The organism is Acidovorax sp. sif1233 (assembly GCF_019218755.1).
Taxonomy (GTDB): Bacteria; Pseudomonadota; Gammaproteobacteria; order Burkholderiales; family Burkholderiaceae_C; genus Acidovorax.
Genome location: NZ_JAHUWZ010000001.1, coordinates 522,496 through 546,172, shown reverse-complemented (window position 1 = coordinate 546,172; position 23,677 = coordinate 522,496). Strand labels below are relative to the sequence as shown.

Annotated in this window: 21 protein-coding genes; 11 read left to right on the top strand and 10 right to left on the bottom strand. The window is 66.2% G+C overall.

Going from position 1 to position 23,677, the window contains the following annotated elements; genetic code table 11:
- Window positions 1–30: 30 nt before the first annotated feature.
- The 8 genes from ubiB to serA all read right to left on the bottom strand — a co-directional run bounded on the left by ubiB (window position 31) and on the right by serA (window position 10,460).
- Complete coding sequence (ubiB, locus tag KW843_RS02490; protein ID WP_218293501.1) at window positions 31–1,614, bottom strand: ubiquinone biosynthesis regulatory protein kinase UbiB; 1,584 nt, start codon at window positions 1,612–1,614, stop codon at window positions 31–33.
- Complete coding sequence (locus tag KW843_RS02485; RefSeq protein ID WP_218293500.1) at window positions 1,611–2,213, bottom strand: hypothetical protein; 603 nt, start codon at window positions 2,211–2,213, stop codon at window positions 1,611–1,613. The genes ubiB and KW843_RS02485 overlap by 4 nt, the downstream gene beginning before the upstream one ends.
- 54 nt (window positions 2,214–2,267) lie before the next feature.
- On the bottom strand, window positions 2,268–3,293 hold the full coding sequence (locus tag KW843_RS02480) for a Tim44 domain-containing protein (protein WP_218293499.1): 1,026 nt from the start codon (window positions 3,291–3,293) through the stop codon (window positions 2,268–2,270).
- Between the two features lie 40 nt (window positions 3,294–3,333).
- Window positions 3,334–4,065 carry a bifunctional demethylmenaquinone methyltransferase/2-methoxy-6-polyprenyl-1,4-benzoquinol methylase UbiE gene (ubiE, locus tag KW843_RS02475; RefSeq protein WP_218293498.1) on the bottom strand — a complete coding sequence of 244 codons (732 nt, stop codon included), beginning with the start codon at window positions 4,063–4,065 and terminating at the stop codon, window positions 3,334–3,336.
- A 181-nt stretch (window positions 4,066–4,246) separates the two neighbouring features.
- Complete coding sequence (locus KW843_RS02470; RefSeq protein ID WP_218293497.1) at window positions 4,247–4,669, bottom strand: gamma-butyrobetaine hydroxylase-like domain-containing protein; 423 nt, start codon at window positions 4,667–4,669, stop codon at window positions 4,247–4,249.
- Between the two features lie 114 nt (window positions 4,670–4,783).
- Complete coding sequence (locus tag KW843_RS02465; protein WP_218293496.1) at window positions 4,784–5,218, bottom strand: HIT family protein; 435 nt, start codon at window positions 5,216–5,218, stop codon at window positions 4,784–4,786.
- Window positions 5,215–9,144, bottom strand: a complete 3,930-nt coding sequence (locus KW843_RS02460; RefSeq protein WP_218293495.1) for an FAD/FMN-binding oxidoreductase — start codon at window positions 9,142–9,144, stop codon at window positions 5,215–5,217. Before KW843_RS02460 ends, KW843_RS02465 begins: the two co-directional genes overlap by 4 nt.
- Window positions 9,145–9,230: 86 nt before the next feature.
- On the bottom strand, window positions 9,231–10,460 hold the full coding sequence (serA, locus tag KW843_RS02455) for a phosphoglycerate dehydrogenase (RefSeq protein WP_218293494.1): 1,230 nt from the start codon (window positions 10,458–10,460) through the stop codon (window positions 9,231–9,233).
- Between the two features lie 301 nt (window positions 10,461–10,761).
- Between serA and ugpB the strand changes: the two genes are divergently transcribed.
- The 5 genes from ugpB (at window position 10,762) to ugpQ (ending at window position 16,162) form a co-directional block, all read left to right on the top strand.
- Window positions 10,762–12,081 carry a sn-glycerol-3-phosphate ABC transporter substrate-binding protein UgpB gene (gene ugpB, locus KW843_RS02450; RefSeq protein WP_218293493.1) on the top strand — a complete coding sequence of 440 codons (1,320 nt, stop codon included), beginning with the start codon at window positions 10,762–10,764 and terminating at the stop codon, window positions 12,079–12,081.
- Between the two features lie 207 nt (window positions 12,082–12,288).
- Window positions 12,289–13,170: a sn-glycerol-3-phosphate ABC transporter permease UgpA gene (ugpA, locus tag KW843_RS02445; protein WP_218293492.1), complete on the top strand. Its 882-nt coding sequence runs from the start codon at window positions 12,289–12,291 to the stop codon at window positions 13,168–13,170.
- A 149-nt stretch (window positions 13,171–13,319) separates the two neighbouring features.
- Window positions 13,320–14,171, top strand: a complete 852-nt coding sequence (gene ugpE, locus KW843_RS02440) for a sn-glycerol-3-phosphate ABC transporter permease UgpE (RefSeq protein ID WP_218293491.1) — start codon at window positions 13,320–13,322, stop codon at window positions 14,169–14,171.
- Between the two features lie 60 nt (window positions 14,172–14,231).
- Complete coding sequence (gene ugpC, locus KW843_RS02435) at window positions 14,232–15,236, top strand: sn-glycerol-3-phosphate ABC transporter ATP-binding protein UgpC (RefSeq protein WP_218293490.1); 1,005 nt, start codon at window positions 14,232–14,234, stop codon at window positions 15,234–15,236.
- Window positions 15,237–15,388: 152 nt separating this feature from the next.
- Complete coding sequence (gene ugpQ, locus KW843_RS02430) at window positions 15,389–16,162, top strand: glycerophosphodiester phosphodiesterase (protein ID WP_218293489.1); 774 nt, start codon at window positions 15,389–15,391, stop codon at window positions 16,160–16,162.
- Between the two features lie 113 nt (window positions 16,163–16,275).
- On the opposite strand, the gene KW843_RS02425 is transcribed toward ugpQ, so the two are convergent.
- Both KW843_RS02425 and KW843_RS02420 read right to left on the bottom strand, forming a co-directional pair.
- Window positions 16,276–17,247, bottom strand: a complete 972-nt coding sequence (locus KW843_RS02425; protein WP_218293488.1) for a tripartite tricarboxylate transporter substrate binding protein — start codon at window positions 17,245–17,247, stop codon at window positions 16,276–16,278.
- A 111-nt stretch (window positions 17,248–17,358) separates the two neighbouring features.
- On the bottom strand, window positions 17,359–17,637 hold the full coding sequence (locus KW843_RS02420) for a hypothetical protein (RefSeq protein WP_218293487.1): 279 nt from the start codon (window positions 17,635–17,637) through the stop codon (window positions 17,359–17,361).
- Between the two features lie 72 nt (window positions 17,638–17,709).
- On the opposite strand from KW843_RS02420, the gene hemA reads away from it, so the two are divergent.
- The 6 genes from hemA to KW843_RS02390 all read left to right on the top strand — a co-directional run bounded on the left by hemA (window position 17,710) and on the right by KW843_RS02390 (window position 23,550).
- Window positions 17,710–19,026, top strand: coding sequence for a glutamyl-tRNA reductase (gene hemA / locus KW843_RS02415; protein ID WP_218293486.1), 1,317 nt, complete (start codon window positions 17,710–17,712; stop codon window positions 19,024–19,026).
- A 115-nt stretch (window positions 19,027–19,141) separates the two neighbouring features.
- Window positions 19,142–20,254: a peptide chain release factor 1 gene (gene prfA, locus KW843_RS02410; RefSeq protein ID WP_218293485.1), complete on the top strand. Its 1,113-nt coding sequence runs from the start codon at window positions 19,142–19,144 to the stop codon at window positions 20,252–20,254.
- A 74-nt stretch (window positions 20,255–20,328) separates the two neighbouring features.
- Window positions 20,329–21,171 carry a peptide chain release factor N(5)-glutamine methyltransferase gene (gene prmC / locus KW843_RS02405; RefSeq protein WP_218293484.1) on the top strand — a complete coding sequence of 281 codons (843 nt, stop codon included), beginning with the start codon at window positions 20,329–20,331 and terminating at the stop codon, window positions 21,169–21,171.
- Between the two features lie 53 nt (window positions 21,172–21,224).
- Complete coding sequence (gene grxD / locus KW843_RS02400) at window positions 21,225–21,548, top strand: Grx4 family monothiol glutaredoxin (RefSeq protein ID WP_218293483.1); 324 nt, start codon at window positions 21,225–21,227, stop codon at window positions 21,546–21,548.
- Between the two features lie 159 nt (window positions 21,549–21,707).
- Window positions 21,708–22,391, top strand: a complete 684-nt coding sequence (locus KW843_RS02395) for a hypothetical protein (protein WP_218293482.1) — start codon at window positions 21,708–21,710, stop codon at window positions 22,389–22,391.
- 151 nt (window positions 22,392–22,542) lie between these two features.
- Window positions 22,543–23,550, top strand: a complete 1,008-nt coding sequence (locus KW843_RS02390) for an AAA family ATPase (protein ID WP_218293481.1) — start codon at window positions 22,543–22,545, stop codon at window positions 23,548–23,550.
- The last annotated feature ends 127 nt before the right edge of the window (window positions 23,551–23,677 follow it).

Genomic DNA, 23,677 nt, shown 5'->3' with positions numbered 1-23,677 from the left:
CGATGTCGCGAAGGGGTGGGGAAGGGAAACCTAGAAAATCCGGAAACGCAGAAGCACTTGCAACTGCTGTACCAGCATCAGCGACAGCAGGCCCAGCACGAAGCCCGCGCCCACGTAGATGATGCCCTGCAGCAGGCGGTTGGTGCGCTTTTGCGCGGCCAGCAGTTCCAGCAGCTCGCGCCGATGGTCCTGCGGCTTGTGGCGCAGGTAGTCGTACAGCAGCCGGGGCAGCTCGGGAATCAGCTTGGCGTAGTGCGGCGCCTCGGCGCGCAGCTCGCGCAGCACGCGCTGCGGTCCCATCTGCTCGAGCATCCACTTCTCCAGGAAGGGCTTGGCCGTGCTCCACAGGTCCAGCTCAGGGTCGAGCTCGCGGCCCAGGCCTTCGATGTTGAGCAGTGTCTTTTGCAGGAGCACGAGCTGGGGCTGGATTTCCACATGGAACCGGCGCGAGGTCTGGAAGAGCCGCATCAGCACCATGCCCAGCGAGATTTCCTTGAGCGGCCGGTCGAAGTACGGCTCGCACACCGCGCGGATCGCCGATTCCAGATCGTTGACCCGCGTTTCGGGCGGCACCCAGCCGCTTTCGATGTGCAGTTCGGCCACGCGCTTGTAGTCGCGGCGAAAGAACGCCACGAAGTTCTGCGCGAGGTACTCCTTGTCCGATTCGGTGAGGGTGCCCACGATGCCGAAGTCAAGCGAGATGTAGCGCCCGAAGGTCGCCGGGTCCAGGCTCACCTGGATGTTGCCCGGGTGCATGTCGGCGTGGAAGAAGCCGTCGCGGAACACCTGGGTGAAGAAGATCGTGACGCCGTCGCGCGCCAGCTTGGGGATGTCCACCCCGGCATCACGCAGGCGCTCCGTCTGGCTGATGGGCACGCCGTTCATGCGCTGCATCACCATGACCTCGGGGTGGCAGAAGTCCCAGAACATCTCGGGGATCAGCACCAGGTCCAGCCCCTGCATGTTGCGGCGCAGCTGCGCGGCGTTGGCGGCCTCGCGCACCAGGTCCAGCTCATCGTGCAGGTAGTTGTCGAACTCGGCCACCACCTCGCGGGGCTTCAGGCGCTTGCCGTCCGCCGACAGGTTCTCCACCCAGCCGGCCATCATGCGCATGAGGCCCAGGTCTTTCTCGATCACCGGCAGCATGCCGGGGCGAAGCACCTTGACCGCCACCTCGCGCTCGATGCCGTGGCGGTCGCGCAGCGTGGCGAAGTGCACCTGCGCGATCGAGGCGCTGGCCACCGGCACGCGGTCGAAGGACGTGAAGACCTCATCCACGGGCCTGCGGAACGCCCGCTCGATGGTGGCGATCGCCACCTCGGGATCGAACGGGGGCACGCGGTCCTGCAGCCGGGCGAGCTCGTCGGCCACGTCGGGCGGCAGCAGGTCGCGCCGGGTCGAAAGCACCTGGCCGAACTTGACGAAGATGGGCCCCAGCCGCTCCAGCGCCAAGCGAAGCCGCTGGCCCCGGGGGGCGTCCAGGTTGCGCCCGAACGACAGGATGCGCGACACCGGCCGCAGCCAGGGCTTCTGGAAGCTGTCGAGCACCAGGCCGTCCAGGCCGTACCGGAACCCCACCCAGAGGATGGCGGCGCCCCGCAGGAATTGCTTCATGCGCCGGCCCGGTCGGAGCCGCTGGCCGGCGCTGCCGGCATGGGGGGCACGGGCACGGCCGCAAAGGATGACGGCGCCACGCGCGCGCCCACGAACTGGCGCAGCGCCTGCGCGGCGCGGCGCGCAACCTGCGCCACCGTGTGCGCCGGGGCATCGCCGATCACGCGTGCGAGGTCTTCCTCGACATCCCAGCGTACATGGTCGACCAGCCAGTTGATCTCGGCGGCCAGCTGCACATCGCCTTCGATGCGGATGGAGGGCTTGTCCCCCCGCAGGGCCGACTGGGCGAGCGTGAGCGGCGAGCTCTCGGTCACTTCAAGGCGCAGGTCGGGCGCCGCGGTCTCGGGCGCCAGGTTGAACAGGCCGGCGGGCGTGATGACAAGCGCCATCGAATAGGCGCGCCACTGCACGCGGGCGATGCGCCCCTTCTGGCGCACCAGGCGGTCGGTGGCCTCCTTTTCCTGCATGAGGACATGGTTGAGGAACAGCACCATGCGCTGCTGCATCTCGTGCACCAGCCACTGCGGAGGTTGGGGGCCGGCGGCCACACGCTCGAAGAGGCCGTCCAGAAACGAAAAAGGGGACTGTGGTGTTGCCATAGTCCCCGATTATTCCCTGAACTGGGATAGCCCCAAATGGGGGTATCTCCTTTATTACTGCAGGGCCTGCACCCCTGCCACCAGCCAGCCGCTGCTGCCCGCCTTGGGCTTGGTCATGTTCCAGACCTCGCGGAACGGGCTCGGGCCCGCGGAGGGTTCCTCGCGGATCATGCCGGAGAACTCGACGCTGGCCATGTAGCCGTCGCCCAGGTCCTCGATGCCCAGCAACTGGGCCTCGATCATGACCACGTCCGTGTGGTTGGGCTGCACGCCGCGGTGCGCTTCGCGCTCGGTCAGCTGGGTGCGGATCTCGTCCAGCATGCTGTCCGTCATCATGGAACGCAGCGTGGTGATGTCCGAGCGGTCCCAGGCGGCCTGCAGCGTGACGAAGTTGCGCTTGGCGGCGGACAGGAACCCTTCGGTGTCGAAATCGGCCGGAACGCCCCAGTTCTGCGAGCCCGACAGACCCGAACCGATGACCACACCCGTGCCGGCCCCGCCCTGCGCTGCGCGCGAGGCATCGAACGCCATGCTGCTGCGCTCCCAGGGGCGCGCCGAGGCGTCGTTGCCCACGTTGTTGGGGCTGTACTGCGGAGGCACCTGCGCCGCCGCCGGCGAGGCGGCCCCTGCCCCCTGGAAGGCGAACGGCGCGCCTCCAGCGGCACCACCGCCCTGGCTGGCGCCACTGCGCGCGCGCATCACCATCTTGAAGATGGCGAACGCGGCCAGCGCCAGCAGCGCGATCATCAAAATATTGCCGAACCCTGCGCCCAGGCCCAGCGAACTGGCCAGCCAGGCCAGGCCCAGGCCCGCGGCCAGGCCACCCAGCATCGCGCCCCAGGGCTTCTTCGCAGCCGCGGCGGCAGGTGCCGCGCCCGCCGTGGCCGGCTTGGCGCCTGCCGCATTGGTCGCGTTCTGTGCCGGAGCCCCCGGCGTTGCGGGCGGCGTTGCCGACTCGCGCTGCGTCACATTGCTCGACTGCTTGCCCACCGATTTGCCGCCAGCCAGTCGCCGGGCGTCGGCATCGGCGTGTGCAAACGCCAGCATCGCGACCAACACCACAGACCACAGTTTCATCATGACTTCTCCGTCTCCGTTAATGACCGAGCGAAACGCTCACTCAGCACTTGATTCCAACATGCAGGGCCACGATTCCCCCCGTCATGTTGTGATAGTCCACATGCCCAAAGCCATTTTTCTGCATGAGGCTTTTGAGTTCTTCCTGTCCCGGGTGCATGCGGATGGACTCCGCCAGGTAGCGGTAGCTGGCATCGTCGCCCGCCACCAGCTTGCCCAGCTGGGGCAGCACCTTGAACGAATACCAGTCGTACACTTTTTCCAGCGGCTTGGCCACCTTCGAAAATTCGAGCACCAGCAACTTGCCGCCGGGCTTGAGCACGCGGCACATCTCGGCGATGGCCTGGTCCTTGTGCGTCATGTTGCGCAGGCCGAAGGCCACGCTCACCACGTCGAAATGCGCATCCGGGAACGGCAGCTTTTCGGCATCGCAGACCAGCGTGGGCAGCACCACGCCCGCATCGATGAGACGGTCGCGGCCCACGCGCAGCATGGCTTCATTGATGTCGGTATGCACCACGCGCCCCGTGGCGCCCACCTTCTTCGAAAATGCCAGCGCGAGATCGCCCGTGCCGCCCGCGATGTCCAGCACCTGGCTGCCCTCGCCGAGGTTGGCCACCATCACGGTGTAGGCCTTCCAGGCGCGGTGCAGGCCGGCCGACATGAGGTCGTTCATCACATCGTATTTGGAGGCGACCGAATCGAACACGCCACGCACGCGGCGCGCCTTTTCCTGCTCGTCGACCGACTGAAAACCAAAATGTGTGGTGCTCATAAGAATCATGCTAGGCGCGCAAGCGCCAGAGGTACAGCGACAACCCCGCACTGAAATGGGGCTTGTGTCGCAATTAGGACAACGCCATCAAAGAGAAAACAGCCGCTACCGCTTGTCTATATTGCGCTGGCAGCTCTTCTTTCAATAGCACATTGATCAACAAGGGCTTAGGGGCTGCCCTTCAGTGACCGCCACAGGCATGCCCGCCTGCACCACCCTTGGGCGCCATCGGCGCGTCGCGGTCCACGCCCGCCGCGGCCAGGCGCTCGGTGTACTGCGTCCACAGCGCGTCCTGCTTCTGGCCCAGTTCGTAGAGGTAGTCCCAGGTGAAGATGCCGCTGTCGTGGCCGTCCGAGAACGTGGGCTTGACCGCGTAGTTGCCCACGGGCTCCAGGTTGACCAGCGTGACCTCCCGCTTGCCCGTCTGCAGCACTTCCTGGCCCGGGCCATGACCCTGCACTTCGGCCGACGGTGAATACACCCGCATCAGCTCAAACGGAATGCGGAACGTGGCGTCATCGGAGAACCCCACTTCGAGCACCCGTGATGCTTCGTGCACCGTGATTGCCTGCGGCGTGGGCGCGCCCGCTTTCAAACCTGCCATGGATTCACCTGTGAGAAAACTGTTGTCAGAAAAGGCGGTTGTGATTGTCCCACCCGCCGCAGACCCCACCGCCCAGAGGGCCGGCAGACGCACCGACTCCTGACAGAGCGCCAGTCACGCAGTAGCCAGGGTCGCCAGCTGCTGGCGCAAGGCGCTTTCCAGCGCTGGCAGCAGCGCCTGCACGGCAGCCTCTTGCGCCACAGGGCTGGGCCGCTGCGCAGCCGCCCACACGGGTGAGGGAAAGTGACTGTCCCAGTCAAACCGCGCAATCACATGCCAGTGCAGGTGCGGCACCATGTTGCCCAGCGCCGCGATGTTGACCTTGGTGGGCGACAGGTGCTGGCGCAGGGCCTGCTCCACCACCGTCACGGCCTCCATGCAGTGGGCACGTTCGGCAGCAGCCAGGTCAGAGAACTCGGCCACATGCGCATTCCAGACCACGCGGTAGAAGGCAGGAAACCCCGCCTCCTGCGCACGGATGACACGCAGTCGCTCACCGCGCCAGACCAGTGCGCCACCATCTTCAGCGCACAACGGGCAGGCCGTCACACCAGCACCCGCTCGATGCCGCCGTTGTTGGCGCGCTGCACATAGTCCGGCATCCAGTTCTCGCCCAGGATCTCGCGCGCCATCTCGACCACGATGTAGTCGGCTTCGAGCAGGCCGTTGTTCAGGTCGCCTTCGTAGCGGTTCAGGCCCTGCAGGCAGCTGGGGCAGCTGGTGAGGATCTTCACGTTGTCCTGCGCGCCCACGGCGCCGCTTTCGCGCAGCTGGGCCTCGCCCTTGCGGATCTCCTCTTCCTTGCGGAAACGTACCTGCGTGGAGACGTCGGGCCGGGTCACGCCCAGCGTGCCCGACTCGCCGCAGCAGCGCTCGCTCTTCAAGACCTGCTCGCCCACCAGCGCCTTCACGGTCTTCATCGAGTCCTGCAGCTTCATCGGGTTGTGGCAAGGCTCGTGGTACAGGTAGGCACCCTTGCCCTGCAGCTGGATGCCCTTTTCCAGCAGGTACTCGTGGATGTCGATGATGCGGCTGCCCGGGAAGATCTTGCCGAACTCGTAGCCCTGCAGCTGGTCGTAGCAGGTGCCACAGCTCACCACCACGGTCTTGATGTCGAGGTAGTTGAGCGTGTTGGCCACGCGGTGGAAGAGCACCCGGTTGTCGGTGATCATCTTCTCGGCCTTGTCGAACTGGCCGCTGCCGCGCTGCGGGTAGCCGCAGCACAGGTAGCCCGGCGGCAGCACGGTCTGCACGCCCGCATGCCACAGCATGGCCTGCGTGGCCAGACCCACCTGCGAGAACAAGCGCTCCGACCCGCAGCCGGGGAAGTAGAACACCGCCTCCGTCTCGGCCGTGGTGGCCTGCGGGTCGCGGATGATGGGCACGTAGTCCTTGTCCTCGATGTCGAGCAGCGCGCGCGCCGTCTTCTTGGGCAGGCCGCCGGGCAGCTTCTTGTTGATGAAGTGGATCACCTGCTCCTTGATCGGCGCCGTGCCCACCGTCGCTGGCGGCTTGGCCGTCTGCCTGCGGCCCACCTTGCGCAGCAGGTCCACGGCCAGGCGCTGGGCCTTGAAGCCCACGTCCACCATGGCCGAACGCATGAACTTGATGGTGTCCGGATTCGTGGCGTTGAGCATGGTCATCGCCAGCGCGTTGCCGGGGCGGAAGGTCTTCTTGCCCATCTTGCGCAGCAGGTTGCGCATGTTCATGGTGACATCGCCGAAGTCGATCTTCACCGGGCAGGGGCTCTCGCACTTGTGGCACACCGTGCAGTGGTCCGCCACGTCCTCGAACTCCTGCCAGTGCTTGATGCTCACGCCCCGGCGGGTCTGCTCTTCGTACAAGAACGCCTCGACCAGCAGCGAGGTCGCCAGGATCTTGTTGCGCGGGCTGTACAGCAGGTTGGCGCGTGGCACGTGCGTGCTGCACACGGGTTTGCACTTGCCGCAGCGCAGGCAGTCCTTGACCGAATCGGCGATCGCGCCGATGTCGCTCTGCTGCATGATCAGCGACTCGTGCCCCATGAGGCCGAAGCTGGGCGTGTAGGCATTGGTCAGGTCTGCATGCAAGGCGGCGGGCCTGGAAGCCGGCTTGGAAGCCAGATGGGCCTCCAGCGCTTTCCCATCCAGCGCAGGCAGCTCCTGATTTCGGAGCAATTTTCCTTTGTTGAAGCGCCCTTCGGGGTCCACCCGCTGCTTGTACTGCGCGAACGGCAGCAGCTCGGCGTCGGTCAGGAACTCCAGCTTGGTGATGCCGATGCCGTGCTCACCCGAGATCACGCCGTCCAGGCTGCGCGCCAGCACCATGATGCGCTCGACCGCCTCGTGCGCGGTCTGCAGCATTTCATAGTCGTCGCTGTTGACCGGCAGGTTGGTGTGCACGTTGCCGTCGCCGGCGTGCATGTGCAGCGCCACCCAGACTCGGCCCTTGAGCACGCGCTTGTGGATGGCCGTGGCTTCGTCCAGGATGGGCTGGAACGCCGCGCCCGCGAAGATGCCCGATAGGGGGGCGCGCAGCTGGGTCTTCCAACTCGCGCGCAGGGTGTGGTCCTGCAGCTGCGGGAACAGGGGTTCGACATCCTGCAGCCAGCCGGCCCACAGCGCGCGCACCTCGGCCACCAGCGCCAGGGCTTGCGCCACGCGGTCCTCCAGCAGTTCGGCCGAGGGGATTTCGCTCGCGTCGTCGTGCTTGCCCAGCGGCAGGTTGCCGCGCTCGAAGAACTCGGTGAGCGCGTCGCACAGCTTGATCTTGTTGCGCAGGGACAGCTCGATGTTGATGCGCTCGATGCCGTCGGTGTACTCGGCCATGCGCGGCAGCGGGATCACCACGTCTTCGTTGATCTTGAAGGCGTTGGTGTGGCGGCTGATGGCGGCCGTGCGCTTGCGGTCCAGCCAGAATTTCTTGCGCGCCTCGGGGCTGATGGCGATGAAGCCTTCGCCGCTGCGCGAGTTGGCGATGCGCACGACCTCGCTGGTGATGCGCGCCACGTCGTCGGCGTTGTCGCCCGCGATGTCGCCGAACAGCACCATCTTGGGCAGGCCGCCCCCGTGCTTCTTGCTCTTGGTGGCGTAGCCCACCGCTTTCAGGTACCGGTCGTCCAGGTGCTCCAGGCCGGCCAGCAGCACGCCCGAGCGCTTTTGCTCGGCGAACATGAAGTCCTTGATCTCCACGATGCTGGGCACGGCGTCCTTGGCGTTGCCAAAGAACTCCAGGCACACGGTGCGCGTGTGCTCGGGCATGCGGTGCACCACCCAGCGCGCGCTGGTGATCAGGCCGTCGCAGCCTTCCTTCTGGATGCCGGGCAGGCCCGAGAGGAACTTGTCCGTCACGTCCTTGCCCAGGCCTTCCTTGCGGAAGGTGCGGCCCGGGATGGCCAGGCGCTCGGTGCGCACGGGCGTCTTGCCGTCGGCCTCGAAGTACTGCAGCTCGAAGGTGGCCGTCTCCACGTCATGGATCTTGCCCATGTTGTGGTCCAGGCGGGTCACCTCGAGCCACTGGGCGTCGGGCGTGACCATGCGCCAGCTGGCCAGGTTGTCGAGCGCCGTGCCCCACAGCACGGCCTTCTTGCCGCCCGCGTTCATGGCGATGTTGCCACCGATGCAGCTGGCTTCGGCGCTGGTCGGGTCCACGGCAAACACAAAACCTGCGCGCTCGGCCGCATCGGCCACGCGCTGGGTGACCACGCCGGCCTCGGTCCACACCGTGCCCACTTCGCGGTCCATGCCCGGCAGGCGGCGCATCTCCACCTCGGTCATGGCTTCGAGCTTTTCGGTGTTGATGACCACGCTTTTCCACGTCAGCGGGATGGCGCCGCCGGTGTAGCCGGTGCCGCCTCCGCGGGGAATGATGGTCAGGCCCAGTTCGATGCAGCCCTTGACCAGGCCGGCCATCTCGGTTTCCGTGTCCGGCGTGAGCACCACGAACGGGTATTCGACGCGCCAGTCGGTCGCGTCGGTCACGTGGCTCACGCGCGAGAGGCCGTCGAACTTGATGTTGTCCTTGGCCGTGAGGCGGCCCAGGGTCTTCTGGATCTGGCGGCGCAGCTGCGCGGCCTGCTCGAAGGTGGCGTTGAATTCGGCCACGGCGCGGCGCGCCGCCACCACCAGCTCGCCGACCAGGCGGTCCCGCCCGGCGTCGTCGTCGGGGGTGCGGCGCTTGTCGATCTCGGCCAGGCGGTGCTGCAGGGCATCGACCAGCAGCTTGCGGCGGTTGGGGTTGTCCAGCAGGTCGTCCTGCAGGTAGGGGTTGCGCTGCACCACCCAGATATCGCCCAGCACTTCGTACAGCATGCGGGCGGAGCGCCCGGTGCGGCGCTCCTTGCGCAATTGGTCCAGCACGTCCCAGGAGGCGGACCCCAGCAGGCGGATCACGATCTCCCGGTCGGAGAACGAGGTGTAGTTATAGGGAATCTCGCGCAGACGCACGGGCTCGGCAGCCTGCATCTGCAAGGCAGCCAACGCAATCGGAACATTCATGGGGGTCTACCTGGGGTGGGGGCGTGATTTTATGCCACCGTGCCTTCCCTTGCCGGCGCCCGCCCCGCCCAGGCACCCCCCCCCGTTCAGAACAGCACCCGGCTGCGCAGCGTGCCGCCGACCTTCGCCAGCTTGTCCAGCGCCAGGTCGGACGAGGCCGCGTCGATGTCGATGACCACGTAGCCGATCTTCTCGTTGGTCTGCAGGTACTGGGCCGAGATGTTGATCTGGTTGTCCGAGAAGATGCGGTTGATCTCCGACAGCACGCCCGGCACGTTGCGGTGGATGTGCAGCAGGCGATGCTTGCCAGGGTGCGCGGGCAGCGCGACCTCGGGGAAATTGACCGACGAGGTGCTGGTGCCGTTGTCGCTGTACTTCACGAGCTTTTCCGCCACTTCAAGGCCGATGTTGGCCTGCGCCTCCATGGTGGAGCCGCCGACATGGGGCGTGAGGATCACGTTGTCCAGCCCGCGCAGGGGCGACTGGAACTCGTCCTTGTTGGTGCGCGGCTCCACCGGGAACACATCGATGGCGGCGCCCAGCAGTTTCTTGGCCTTGAGGGCCCCGGCCAGGGCCTCGATATCCACCACCGTGCCGCGCGCGGCGTTGATGAGGATGCCGCCGGGCTTCATGGCGGCGATCTCGGCCGCGCCGATCATTCCCTCGGTGGACGGCAGCTCGGGCACGTGCAGGCTCACGATGTCGCTCTGGCCCAGCAGGTCGTGCAGATGCTGCACCTGGCGCGCGTTGCCCAGGGGCAGCTTGCTCACCACGTCGAAGAAGGCCACCTGCATGCCCATGGCCTCGGCCAGCACCGACAGCTGCGTGCCGATGGAGCCGTAGCCCACGATGCCCAGCGTCTTGCCCCGGATCTCATAGGCGTTGTCGGCCGACTTGAGCCAGCCCCCACGGTGGGCCACCGCGTTTTTCTCCGGAATGCCGCGCAGCAGCAGGATGGCCTCGGCCAGCACCAGCTCGGCCACCGAACGGGTGTTGGAATACGGGGCATTGAAAACGGCAATGCCGCGCTCGCGCGCCGCGTTCAGGTCCACCTGGTTGGTGCCGATGCAAAAACAGCCCACGGCCACCAGCTTGTGCGCCTGCGCAAACACCTCCTCGGTGAGCTGCGTGCGCGAACGGATGCCCACGAAGTGCACGTCGGCAATCTTGCGCTTGAGTTCGTCGTCGGGCAGCGCGCCGGACACCGTCTCGATCTGGGTGTAGCCGGCACCGCGGATCACATCCACCGCGGAAGGGTGGATGCCCTCGAGCAACAGGAATTTGATCTTGTTCTTGTCCAGCGAATTGATGGCCATGGCAATAAGGAAGAAGGAGGAGAGGGGGAAAAGAAACCGGCGCGCGACGACGCGAACGAACCGGCGCGGCAGAGGCCTGCGCGCGACCGACAGCATGGTGCATTGCACAAAACCTTGCAAGCCTCGGCAAATGCGCCACACCTTGTCACAAAAGAGTCACAATCGCTTCCCTCATGGGGACCCCAAGGGGTTTCCCCGGTTGTTGCAAGCGACAGGCTCATGCGACAACGACATATCAATGTCACATCGGCTGCATAGCATCCGGCCCTTGTGCTTTTTGTCATCCTCGGAGGAAATATTCATGCAAACGAAGCATCTGGCGGTCTGCGCTGCCATCGCCATGTCGGCGTGCCTGCCTGCACAAGCCCAGGCTCAGGCGCCGGTCGAGATTCAGTGGTGGCATTCGATGAGCGCAGCGCTCGGCGATTGGGTCAACGACCTGGCAAAACAGTACAACGCGAGCCAGACCAAGTACAAGGTCGTGCCCACCTACAAGGGCACGTATGACGAATCGATGACGGGCGCCATCGCCGCGTTCCGTGCGGGCAATGCACCCCACATCCTCCAGGTGTTCGAAGTAGGCACCGCCACCATGATGGCCAGCAAGGGTGCCATCGTGCCCGCCGCCAAGGTGCTCAACGACGGCGGCTTCAAGTTCGACCCCACCCAGTACGTGTCGGCCGTGGCCGGCTACTACACCGCGCCCAACGGCCAGATGCTGAGCTACCCGCTCAACAGCTCCACCACCATCTTCTATTACAACAAGGACGCCTTCAAGAAGGCGGGCCTGGACCCCAACACCCCGCCCAAGACATGGCCCGAGGTGTTCGCCGCCGCGTCCAAGCTCAAGGCCAGCGGCCACAGCTGCCCGTTCACCACGAGCTGGATCAGCTGGACGCAGCTGGAGAGCTTCTCGCTGTGGCACAACACGCTGTTCGCGTCCAAGAACAACGGCTTTGACGGCAACGACGCCCAGCTGCAGATCAACACGCCGCTGCACGTGCGCCACTTCGAGAACCTGGCCAAGGCCTCCAAGGACGGTAGCTTCGTCTACAAGGGCCGCGGCAATGTGCCGGACGCGTCCTTCCCCTCGGGCGAGTGCGCCATGATCACGGGCTCGTCGGGCCTGTACGCCCGCGTGGCCAAGGAAGCCAAGTTCGCCTATGGCATCTCGGCCCTGCCCTACTACGCCGACGTGAAGGGCGCGCCCCAGAACACCGCCATCGGCGGCGCCAGCCTCTGGGTGATGGCCGGCAAGAAGACCGAAGAGTACAAGGGCGTGGCCGACTTCCTGAACTTCCTGAACGACACCAAGGTGCAGGCGGCCAGCCACCAGCGCACGGGCTACCTGCCCGTGACCACGGCCGCCTACAAGCTCACCGAAGCCTCGGGCTTCTATGAAAAGAACCCCGGCACCGACGTCGCCGTCACGCAGATGATCCGCAAGGCCACCGACAAGTCGCGCGGCATCCGCCTGGGCAACTTCGTGCAGATCCGTTCCATCATCGACGAGGAAACCGAACAGATCTGGTCGGGCAAGAAGACCCCCAAGGAGGCGCTGGACACGGCCGTGACCCGCGGCAACGAACAGCTGGCCCGGTTCGCGCGCGCCAACAAGTAAGTTCTGACGAGCGCCTATGGATGCGACCGGGCCCTTGCGGCCTGGGGACATCGAAAGCCCGCCGCCCCTGTAAACCCCTGCGGTTCACTGGGCGGCGGGTTGTCTTTTTTTGCCGCCGGGCTGCCCCGGGGCAAAAAGCGGCCCCCCCCGGAGGGGCAGCGCCCCTGCGCAACAGTCAGCACGGGGGCATTTTTTGAGAGTCTGGACATGGAAAAACGCGTTCTCTTTCGCTCTGCGTGGCTGCCGTGGGTGCTTCTGGCACCCCAGCTGGCCATCATCAGCGTCTTCTTCTTCTGGCCCGCAGGCCAGGCCCTGGTGCAGTCGTTCCAGATGCAGGATTCCTTCGGCTTCTCGAGGGAATGGGTCGGTTTCGACAACTTCCGGGATCTGTTCCAGGACCCGGGCTATCTGGCGTCGTTCAAGACCACCGCCTTCTTCTCGATCCTGGTGGCGGTCAGCGGCATCAGCCTGTCGCTGATCCTGGCGATCTTCGCCGACCGCATCATCAAGGGCGCGATGGTCTACAAGACCGCGCTGCTGCTGCCCTATGCCGTGGCACCCGCCGTGGCGGGCGTGCTGTGGATGTTCATGTTCTCGCCGTCGCTCGGGGTGGTGGCCTACATGCTGCGCCAGTCGGGCTTCGACTGGAACCACATGCTCAACTCCGACCACGCCATGGCGCTGATCGTGATCGCCGCGGTGTGGAAGCAGATCTCCTACAACTTCCTGTTCTTCCTGGCGGGCCTGCAGTCCATCCCCAAGTCGCTCATCGAAGCCGCAGCCATTGATGGCGCGGGCCCCTGGCGCAGGTTCTGGAGCATCCAGTTTCCGCTGCTCTCGCCCACCACGTTCTTCCTGCTCGTGATCAACGTGGTGTATGCCTTCTTCGACACCTTCGCCATCGTGGACGCCACCACGCAAGGCGGCCCGGGCCGCGATACCGCCATCCTGGTCTACAAGGTGTACCACGATGGGTTCAAGGCCATGGACATGGGCGGATCGGCCGCGCAGTCGGTGGTGCTGATGGTGATCGTGGTGGTGCTCACCGTGATCCAGTTCCGCTACGTCGAGAAGAAAGTGCAGTACTAGATGACTCCCCCCCGAAGCGCCCGTGGCGCCTCCCCCGCGAGGGGGCGCCTCCAGCGGCCCGGCAAAGCCGGTTCCGCGGTGGCACGCGCATTGGCACTCCTTAATTCACGCATGTCTTCTTCATCGCCCCTCTCTCCTGGAGCCCTCGCATGGTAGAGCGCAGTCCTTATCTCACCGCGTTCTCGCACCTCATCATGGTGCTGGGCGTGATCATCGTCGGCTTTCCACTGTACCTGGCCTTCGTGGCCTCGACACACACCGCGCAGGACATCGTGCAGGTGCCCATGCCCATGGTGCCCGGCGGCAACTTCTGGCAGACCTACCACGACGCCCTGTTCGGCGGCGGCACGGGCGCGGGCTCCACCGCGCCGGTGGCGCGCATGATGTGGGTGAGCTTCGTCACCGCCATCGTCATCACGCTGGGCAAGATCGCCATCTCGCTGCTGTCGGCGTTCGCCATCGTGTACTTCCGCTTCCCCTTCAAGGGCATCTGCTTCTGGCTGATCTTCATCACGCTGATGCTGCCGGTGGAAGTGCGCATCGGCCCCACCTACCAGGTGGTGTCGGACCTGGGCATGCTCAACACGTATGCGGGCCTCACGGTGCCGCTGATCGCGTCGGCCACCGCCACGTTCCTGTTCCGGCAGTTCTTCCTCACGGTGCCCGACGAACTGGTGGAAGCCGCCCGCGTGGACGGCGCGGGCCCCATGCGCTTCTTCAAGGACATCCTGGTGCCGCTGTCGCGCACGTCGATCGCCGCGCTGTTCGTGATCCAGTTCATCTACGGCTGGAACCAGTACCTGTGGCCGCTGCTGGTGACCACCTCGGAAGACATGTACCCCGTGGTGATCGGCATCAAGCGCATGCTGGCCGGCGGCGACGCGGGCAACGAATGGAACATCGTGATGGCCACGGCCCTCCTGGCCATGCTGCCTCCGGCCTTCGTGGTGGTGGTCATGCAGCGCTGGTTCGTCAAGGGCCTGGTGGACACCGAGAAATAAGACAAAACCCCTGCCAGCGCTTATCCATTCAGCACTTGTAGCTATCAAATTCATTGCATCATGGCATCCATCTCCCTTCGCAACATCATCAAGCGCTACGGCCATGGCCCCAAGGCCAACCAGGTGATCCACGGCGTGAACGCCGAGGTCCAGGACGGCGAGTTCATCGTCATCGTGGGCCCCTCGGGCTGCGGCAAATCCACCCTGCTGCGCATGGTCGCGGGCCTGGAGGAAATCTCCGGCGGCGAACTGCGCATCGGCGACCGCGTGGTGAACAACCTGGAACCCGCCCAGCGTGACATCGCGATGGTGTTCCAGAACTACGCGCTGTACCCGCACATGACGAACTTCGACAACATGGCCTATGGCCTGAAGATCGCCAAGGTGCCCAAGGAGGAAATCAGGGCGCGCGTGGACAAGGCCGCCAAGATCCTCGAACTGGGCCATCTGCTCGAACGCAAGCCGCGCGAGCTGTCGGGCGGCCAGCGCCAGCGGGTGGCCATGGGCCGTGCCATCGTGCGCCAGCCCCAGGTGTTCCTGTTCGACGAGCCGCTGTCCAACCTGGACGCCAAGCTGCGCGCCCAGACCCGCCTCGAGATCCAGAAGCTGCACCGCGAACTGGGCATCACCAGCCTGTTCGTGACGCATGACCAGGTCGAGGCCATGACGCTGGCGCAGCGCATGATCGTGATGAACGCCGGCAACATGGAGCAGTTCGGCACGCCCGAAGAGGTCTACCACACGCCCGCCACCACCTTCGTGGCCAGCTTCATCGGCTCGCCGCCCATGAACCTGCTCAAGAACGCCCCCAGCGCCGCGCCCGGCACCATCCTGGGCATCCGCCCCGAGCACCTGGACGTGCGCAGCGAAGGTTGGGAAGTCAAGGTCGAGACGGTGGAGCTGCTGGGCGCCGAGCGCCTCATCTACGGCCGCATCCATGGCGAACAGATCATTGTGCGCGTGGAAGAAGGCACCCATGCGCCCGCGCCTGACTCGGTGATCCACGTGGTGCCGCGCCCAGACCGCCTGCATGCGTTCGACGCCACCACCGGAAAAAGAAAGTGACCCACCCCTGAGCGGCTTCGCCGCTTTCCCCTTCTCCCGGCTGCGCCGGAAAGGGGGACGACGCCGTCGCTGCGGGGCGGCCCTTGCTCGGCGTCCGCGCGCGGTGCCGTGCCAGTGGCCACCGCGGCGTGGCACACAAACCACGAGGCAAGATGACCATGTCTACTCCCTGGCCCTACCCCCGCTGGATCGCCCACCGTGGCGCCGGCAAGCTGGCCCCTGAAAACACCCTGGCCGCGTTCCGGTTGGGCGCCCGGCATGGCTACCGCATGTTCGAATGCGACGCCAAGCTGAGTGCCGACGGCGTGCCATTCCTGATGCACGACGCCACGCTGGACCGCACCACCAACGCGGCGCAGGCGCTGGGCACCACCGCCAGCCGCACCGGGGGCGATCACCCCTGGAGCGCATTGGCCCAGCTGGACGCGGGCAGCTGGCATTCGCGCACCCACGCGGGCGAGCCGTTGCCCACCCTGGAGAACACGGCGCGCTATTGCATCGCCAACGGCTTCTTCCTGAACATCGAGATCAAGCCAACGCCCGGGGTCGAGGAAAAAACGGGCCGGGTGGTAGGGGAACATGCGGCGCGTCTGTGGCAGGGCCAGGCCGTGCAGCCCCTGTTCTCATCCTTCCAGCCCGACGCGCTGGCGGGCGCCCGGGCCACGGCCCCCCACATTCCGCGCGCGCTGCTGCTAGACACGTTGCGCGACGGCTGGCTGGACCTGGCCCGCCAGCTAGGCTGCGTGGCCATCGTGTGCAACCACGCACTGTGGGATGCGGCGCTGGTCGCGCAGGTCCACGGCGCGGGCCTGCGTGCGCTGAGCTACACGGTGAACGACGACTGGGCCGCGCAGCGGCTCCTCCACCTGGAAACCGACGGCATCATCACCGACCGCGTGGACTTTTTTTCGCCCGCCACGCCCTAGGGCCTGCCGTCGCCCCAACCCCGCCCCAAGGCCGGCGCCACCGTGGAACCGGCTTTGCCGGGCCACCGGTGGCGTCCCCCTTCCAGGGGGAAGGCGCGCAGCGCCTCAGGGGGTCAGTCCAATTTAGCGCCCGACTTCTTCACCGCGTCGGCCCAGCGCGGCATCTCTGCAGCCAGGAATTTCGCGAAGTCGTCCGACCCCAGGAAGGCTGGGTCCGCCCCCTGGGTCACCATGCGGTTGCGCACCTCGGGCATCTGCAGCACCTGGCCGAAGGCATCGCTGAGCTTGTTGACAACGTCCTTGGGTGTTCCGGCCGGAGCCAGGAAGCCGTAGAAGCCCACCACCTCGAAACCCTTGATGCCGCTCTCGATCACCGTGGGCACGTCAGGCAGCGCGGGGTTGCGCTCCTTGCTGGTCACGGCCAGGGCGCGCACCTTGCCCTGCTTGTGGTAGCTGGCGGCCTGCGGAATGCTTTCGGCCATGAACTGCACCTGGCCGCCCATGAGGTCCGTGAACGCGGGTGCGCTGCCCCGGTAGGGGATGTGCACCATGAACAGGCCGGTGGCCGTCTTGAACATCTCGGGCACCAGGTGGCTGATGCCGCCATTGCCCGCCGAGCCGAAGTTGACCTGGCCCGGCCGCGACTTGGCGTAGGCCATGAACTCCTGCAGGTTCTTGGCGGGCACGCCAGGGTTCACCAAAAGGGCCAGCGGCTGCATGGCGGTGCGCGCGATGGGCACAAAATCCTTGAGCGTGGAATACGGCAGGCGGCTGTAGAGCCCGGGGTTGATCACCATCACGCCCGTGTTGGCCAGCATGATGGTGTGGCCGTCGGGCGGCGCTTTCATCACGTCTTGCGCGCCCACGGTGCCACCCGCACCGGCCTTGTAGTCCACCACCACGGGCTGGCCCAGCACGGCCTGCAGCTTGTCGGTGAGCAAGCGTGCATGCTGGTCCAGCGGACCGCCGGCCGGAAAGCCGATGACGATGCGCACGGGCTTGGAAGGAAAGGCCTGCTGGGCCTGCGCGGCCACCGACAGGGCGAGCCCCGCGGCCAGTACGGGCCAGGAATGCTTGAGCGTCATCGTGTTCTATCTCCAGGTTTTTGTGTTGTTGAGGATCGGGGAGTGTGCACCCGCCCCGCCCGGCGGCGGGTGCGGGGCATGGCACGGCATTGCGCGCGGGTGTGCGGCCGGTCAGGCCTTCCAGCCGCGCACCAGCACCCACTGGCAGGTGGCGCAGGCCACCACCAGCGCGGCATAGGTCAGCATACGGCCGTCGCGCCCCCACACCACCAGTCCGGCGGCCAGGGTTGCCACGCCCACGGTGAAGACGATCGCAAGGCGAAACCCGCCAGACAGCGGCAGGGGTGTTCTGGAGCCGATGAAGCGCCCCGACAAGGCAAGCAGCAGGGCCACGGCCGCGGCGGGTGCCACGAAGTTGAGCAGGTGATTGAAAACGTCCAGAGGACCCATGGAATTGACCCACATCAAGGCTTGAACAGGCAAGGCCGCCTGTTCGGGCCAACAATTTTATAATCGGGAACTATGGCAGTCTGGGCCCTCGGCATCAACCACACCACCGCGCCGCTCGATCTGCGCGGCCGGTTCGCGTTCGCGCTCGACCAGATCGCTCCCACATTGCACGGTTTGCGCCAGTCGCTGGGCACCTCCAGCCGCCACCCCGGGGTGGAAACGGCCATCATCTCCACCTGCAACCGCACCGAAATCTACTGCGCGGGCGAGCAGCCCGCCATGGACCACACGCTGGGCTGGCTGGCCCAGAGCGGCGGCGTGAGCCCCGCGCTGCTGCGCTCGCACTCCTACACGCTCGAGGACAGCCTCGTCGCGCGCCACGCCTTCCGCGTGGCCAGCGGGCTCGACTCGATGGTGCTGGGCGAGGCCCAGATCCTGGGCCAGATGAAGGATGCCGTGCGCGCCGCCGAGACCGCTGGCGCCCTGGGCACCACGCTCAACCAGCTCTTCCAGCGCAGCTTCGCCGTGGCCAAGGAGGTGCGCACCAGCACCGAGATCGGCGCGCACAGCATCAGCATGGCCGCCGCCGCCGTGCGCCTGGCCAGCCAGTTGTTCGAAGACCTCGGCAAGATCCGCGTGCTGTTCGTCGGCGCGGGCGAGATGATCGAGCTGTGCGCCACGCACTTTGCGGCCAAGAACCCCAAGCAGATCGCCATTGCCAACCGCACCCTCGAGCGCGGCGAAAAGCTCGCCACCCGCTTTGGCGGCGAGGTGATGCGCCTGGCCGACCTGCCCGAGCGCCTGCACGAGTTCGACGCCGTCATCAGCTGCACCGCCAGCAGCCTGCCCATCATCGGCCTGGGCGCCGTGGAGCGCGCGCTGAAAAAGCGCCGCCACCGCCCCATCTTCATGGTCGACCTGGCCGTGCCACGCGACATCGAACCCGAGGTCAAGGCCCTGGGCGACGTGTACCTGTACACCGTGGACGACCTGGCCACCGTGGTGCAGACGGCCCAGGCCAACCGCCAGGCCGCCGTGGCGCAGGCCGAGGCCATCATCGACGCGGGCGTGCAGAGCTTCATGCACTGGATGGAGCTGCGCAGCCCGGCCGGCGAGACCGGCGGCGTGGTGCCGCTGATCCAGCAGCTCAACGCCCAGACCGACGAGTGGCGCGCCCTGGAGATCGCGCGCGCCAAGAAGCTGCTGGCCAAGGGCGAGGATGTGGACGCCGTGCTCGAAGCCCTCTCGCGTGGCCTCACACAGAAAATGCTGCACGGCACCCTGGCCGAGCTGCGCGCGGGCGACGCCGAGATGCGCGCCCAGACGGCCCAGACCGTCTCGCGCCTGTTCCTGCGCTCGCAAAGCAAGACCCCCCACAACGGCCTGTAGCGGCGCCCGCCCGCACCCCAGCCCGTTCCGATTTCAAGCCAGATCGGCCCTCAGCGCTTGATACACAAGCGCTAACAGCTACAAAATCCGTAGCAACCCATTTCTCCAGGATTCCATGAAACCCTTTCTCCGAAGCCAGCTGGAGCGCTATGCGCAGCGCCTGGGCGAACTCGACTTCCTGCTCTCGCGCGAGGACATCATGAGCGACATGGCGCAGTACCGCACCATCTCGCGCGAGCATGCCGAGGTCACGCAGGTGGCGGGCCGCTACGCCCGCTACCAGCAGCGCGAGGCCGACCTGGCCGGCGCGCGCGAGATGCTGGCCGACCCCGACATGGCCGAGATGGCGCAGGAAGAAATCACCAGTGCCGAAGCCGAACTGCTGCAGCTGGAAGACGAATTGCAGCGCCTGCTGTTGCCGAAGGACCCCGACGACGCGCGCAATGCGTTCGTCGAAATCCGCGCCGGCACGGGCGGCGACGAATCGGCCCTGTTCGCGGGCGACCTCACGCGCATGTACACCCGCTACGCCGACCGCGTGGGCTGGAAGGTGGAGATCGTGAGCGAGAACGCGGCCGAACTGGGGGGCTACAAGGAAATCGTGCTGCGCATCGAAGGCCAGCCCGGAACGGGCCCCTCCGGTAGCGGTGTCTACGGCACCCTCAAGTTCGAGTCCGGCGGCCACCGCGTGCAGCGCGTGCCCGCCACCGAAACACAGGGCCGCATCCACACCAGCGCCTGCACCGTGGCCGTGATGCCCGAGCCCGACGAGCACGAGGCCATCAAGCTCAACCCGGCCGACCTGCGCATCGACACCTTCCGCGCATCCGGCGCGGGCGGCCAGCACATCAACAAGACCGACTCCGCCGTGCGCGTGGTGCACTTGCCCACCGGCATCGTGGCCGAATGCCAGGACGGCCGCAGCCAGCACGCCAACAAGGCCAAGGCCCTGCAGGTGCTGCAGGCGCGCATTCAAGAAAAAGAACGCAGCGAGCGTGCCGCCAAGGAGGCCGCGCTGCGCAAGGGCCTGATCGGCAGCGGCGACCGCAGCGACCGCATCCGCACCTACAACTTTCCGCAGGGGCGCCTGACGGACCACCGCATCAACCTCACGCTGTACAAGCTGCTGTACGTGATGGAAGGCGACCTGGCCGACGTGCTGCAGGCCCTGGCCCACGCGCGCGAGGCCGAGCAGCTGGAAGAGCTGGAGATGGGCACCACGGGCTGATCTCCATTCCAGGATTTGAACCAAAATGGCCTCTGGCGCTTGATGGACATGCGCCAGTAGCTATCAAAATAGTAGTGAACAACACCTCCCCCACCCTGGCCCAGGCTTTGGCCCAGGCCCGCACCCTGGGCCTGGAACGCATCGATGCGCAACTGCTGCTGCTGCACGCCCTGGCCCGGCCCGACGCCGGCCGCGCCTGGCTGCTGGCGCACGACACGGACGCGCTGGACGAGGCCGTGCACGCCCGGTTCATCGCCCTGTGCCAGCGCCGCGTGGCGGGCGAGCCCGTGGCCTACCTCACCGGCCGCAAGGAGTTCTACGGCCTGCCCCTGGAGGTGGATGCGCGCGTGCTGGACCCGCGCCCCGACACCGAAACGCTGGTGGACTGGGCGCTGGAGGTGATGGCCCCGTTGCCCGCCCCCCGCGTCGTGGACCTGGGCACCGGCAGCGGCGCCATCGCGCTGGCGCTGCAGCACCAGCGCCCCACCGCCCAGGTGCTGGCGGTGGACGCGAGCGCCGATGCGCTGGCCGTGGCGCAGGCCAACGCCCGACGCCTGGACCTGGCCGTGCAGTTCCAGCCAGCGAACTGGCTGGCGGGCGTGCCAGGCCTGTTCGATGCCATCGTCTCCAACCCCCCCTACATCGCCAGCGCCGACCCGCACCTGGCCGCGCTCAGGCACGAGCCCCTGCAGGCATTGGCCAGCGGCGCCGACGGGCTCGACGACATCCGCGCCATCGTGGCCCAGGCCCCCGCGCACCTGCGGCCCGGCGGCTGGCTGCTGCTGGAGCACGGGCACGACCAGGCCCCCGCCGTGTGGGCCCTGCTCGCCGCCACCGGTTTCATCCAGGTGCAAAGCCGCAACGATCTGGCCGGCATCGCGCGCTGCTCGGGCGGACAGTGGCCGACAGTGAAATAATCCCCCCATCGCGGGCCGGTGAGGCTCGCCCGCCTCTTTCAAGGAGTATCCCCATGAGCGACACCCAGCAACGCATCGACGCCCTCGTCAAATCCAGCGACATCCTGCTGTTCATGAAGGGCAGCGCCAGCTTCCCCATGTGCGGCTTCTCGGGCCGTGCCATCCAGATCCTGAAGGCCTGCGGCGTGGACCCCAAAGCCGTGGTCACCGTCAACGTGCTCGAGGACGACGAAATCCGCCAGGGCATCAAGGACTACAGCAACTGGCCCACGATTCCCCAGCTCTACGTGAAGGGCGAGTTCATCGGCGGCTCGGACATCATGATGGAGATGTACGAATCGGGCGAACTCAAGCAGGTGCTGGGCACCGAAGGCTGAGCCCATATCGGTTCGCACCCACACAGCCGCCTGCGGGCGGCTTTTGCTTTCGCTCCAGGGCGATATGGAAATGGGGAAACTACCCCATGGAGGGGCAACCGAGAATGTTTGACTTCATGGTAAAACCGCCGTCTGCTCAGGCTCTCCCCCAAGACACCCATGAATCCCAAAAGCACTTTTGGCAGACGTGTATCGCGCGTTGTCGCGGCCTTTTTTCTTACGGCCCTTCTCGCGGCATGCGGTGGTTCAGACGACCCGAGTCCACCCGTTGCGTCCGAGCCACCGCCCGGCAATCCAGTCCCGACCGACCCGCCAACTGTGCCCTCCGGGCTCGCGAAATATGTGGGCACCTGGGAAGCCTGCTCATCTGCATTCCTCAAAACGACTTACTCCATCACTCTGAACGAGAATGGCAGCTTGGGCCTGGTGGCAAAAGGCACCTATTACACCGGCCCAGGTTGTACGGGGGACGCCAGAGCTGAACTAACACAAACGCCCCGCGTTCTTTCACACGCCGGGCAAACCACGCGTACTGCACGCACGTGGAATTCTGCGCACTATCCTGAAATCAACATCACCGCCGAGTTCGACGATTTTGTTTCTACTGGCACGGTTGGCTGGACACTCGTTGGTCCCGAGGTCCATGAGTTCATCCAGTTTGGCGTCTACTCTTGCTTGCCGGTTCCCATCGGAGGTCGGCAGTGTTACCTGCGCCCAAGCTCCCACATTCAGGAGATCAATGTGGCGATGCACCGGGTTGGCGCAACCATGTATTTCTTCAATCGGCCATCCGAATTGGGCGCCAGCATGTCGGAGGGCATCCCCTTCCAGAAGGTGCAATAGCCAACTGGTTGGGCCCGTAGAGCTTCGAGAGGCTTTGTAACACTTCGAGAGATTCAATGGACTTTCGTCCAATCCATTGAACCCCTATCATCCGGCCGGCACGTTGTGTGCTTGAATGGTTGCGTGACCTCACATCACGAAGGAGCATGCAATGACCAGCCATAGCCTTGTTCCCCAGCCACCCGCCCTGCGCCTGCCGGTGGCCCAGATGCGCAGCGTGTTCCACCCCGGCGATGTCGAGCGCAAGCTCGCACGGCTGCAGGAGTCCGGCAACCAGCGCGAATACGAAACCCTGCGCACCGTGTACGAACGCATGCTGGAGCGTGGCCCGGAGCGCTTTCAGGTCAAGCCCTCGGGCATCCCCGACATGGCCAGCCTGTACGGGCAGTTGCCCAACTTCACCGAGGTGCTGGACGACGTGAAGCGCCACGTGGCATTGGCGCAGGACAGCAGCGACGGCCTGGAGGTCACGCCCATGCTGCTGCTGGGCCCACCCGGCATCGGCAAGACCCACTTCGCGCGCCATCTGGCCGAGTTGCTGGGCACCGGCATGAACCTGCTGCCCATGAGCTCCATGACCGCGGGCTGGCTGCTGTCGGGCTCGTCGGCGCAATGGAAGGGAGCGCGCCCGGGCAAGGTGTTCGAGGCCCTGGTGGAGGGCGAATACGCCAATCCCGTCATCGTCGTCGACGAAATCGACAAGGCCAGCACCGATGCGCAGTACGACCCCATGGGCGCGCTGTACAGCCTGCTGGAGCACGACACGGCGCAGAGCTTCACCGACGAGTTCGCCGAGATCCCCATCGACGCGAGCCAGGTCATCTGGATCACCACGGCCAATGATGAACGGGGCATTCCCGACCCCATCCTCAACCGCATGAATGTGTACCAGGTGCAGCCGCCCAACCAGGAACAGGCCCGCGCCATCGCCCTGAACCTCTACCACGGCATCCGCGCGGGGCACGACTGGGGGCGGCGCCTCGACCCCGACCCCACGCCGGACGTGCTGGACCAGTTGGCCCAGATGCCGCCGCGCGAGATGCGCCGCGCGCTCATGACCGGCTTCGGCAACGCGCGGCTCGCGCAGCGCAGCACCGTGGAGGTGTCGGACCTGCCGCGCGCCGCCAGCGCCAAGGGGCGCATGGGTTTCATGCAGTAGCCAGGGCACGCCGGCTGGAGGCGGCCAAGGCGCCCGCGCGGCGCGGGCCTCCTCCAGCCTCGGCAGCGTGGGCGCGCACTGGGGCGGCAGGCAGGCTGGCCGCTACACTTGTCCAAGGGGCTTGCCC

Coding starts and splice junctions, on each gene's coding strand:
- ubiB (WP_218293501.1), bottom strand. CDS start 1,614: ATGAAGCAATTCCTGCGGGGCGCCGCCATCCTCTGGGTGGGGTTCCGG.
- serA (WP_218293494.1), bottom strand. CDS start 10,460: ATGGCCATCAATTCGCTGGACAAGAACAAGATCAAATTCCTGTTGCTC.
- ugpE (WP_218293491.1), top strand. CDS start 13,320: ATGGTAGAGCGCAGTCCTTATCTCACCGCGTTCTCGCACCTCATCATG.
- KW843_RS02420 (WP_218293487.1), bottom strand. CDS start 17,637: ATGGGTCCTCTGGACGTTTTCAATCACCTGCTCAACTTCGTGGCACCC.
- KW843_RS02480 (WP_218293499.1), bottom strand. CDS start 3,293: ATGATGAAACTGTGGTCTGTGGTGTTGGTCGCGATGCTGGCGTTTGCA.
- prfA (WP_218293485.1), top strand. CDS start 19,142: ATGAAACCCTTTCTCCGAAGCCAGCTGGAGCGCTATGCGCAGCGCCTG.
- ubiE (WP_218293498.1), bottom strand. CDS start 4,065: ATGAGCACCACACATTTTGGTTTTCAGTCGGTCGACGAGCAGGAAAAG.
- ugpQ (WP_218293489.1), top strand. CDS start 15,389: ATGACCATGTCTACTCCCTGGCCCTACCCCCGCTGGATCGCCCACCGT.
- KW843_RS02485 (WP_218293500.1), bottom strand. CDS start 2,213: ATGGCAACACCACAGTCCCCTTTTTCGTTTCTGGACGGCCTCTTCGAG.
- KW843_RS02470 (WP_218293497.1), bottom strand. CDS start 4,669: ATGGCAGGTTTGAAAGCGGGCGCGCCCACGCCGCAGGCAATCACGGTG.
- KW843_RS02395 (WP_218293482.1), top strand. CDS start 21,708: ATGAATCCCAAAAGCACTTTTGGCAGACGTGTATCGCGCGTTGTCGCG.
- ugpB (WP_218293493.1), top strand. CDS start 10,762: ATGCAAACGAAGCATCTGGCGGTCTGCGCTGCCATCGCCATGTCGGCG.
- KW843_RS02390 (WP_218293481.1), top strand. CDS start 22,543: ATGACCAGCCATAGCCTTGTTCCCCAGCCACCCGCCCTGCGCCTGCCG.
- ugpC (WP_218293490.1), top strand. CDS start 14,232: ATGGCATCCATCTCCCTTCGCAACATCATCAAGCGCTACGGCCATGGC.
- ugpA (WP_218293492.1), top strand. CDS start 12,289: ATGGAAAAACGCGTTCTCTTTCGCTCTGCGTGGCTGCCGTGGGTGCTT.
- grxD (WP_218293483.1), top strand. CDS start 21,225: ATGAGCGACACCCAGCAACGCATCGACGCCCTCGTCAAATCCAGCGAC.
- hemA (WP_218293486.1), top strand. CDS start 17,710: ATGGCAGTCTGGGCCCTCGGCATCAACCACACCACCGCGCCGCTCGAT.
- KW843_RS02425 (WP_218293488.1), bottom strand. CDS start 17,247: ATGACGCTCAAGCATTCCTGGCCCGTACTGGCCGCGGGGCTCGCCCTG.
- KW843_RS02460 (WP_218293495.1), bottom strand. CDS start 9,144: ATGAATGTTCCGATTGCGTTGGCTGCCTTGCAGATGCAGGCTGCCGAG.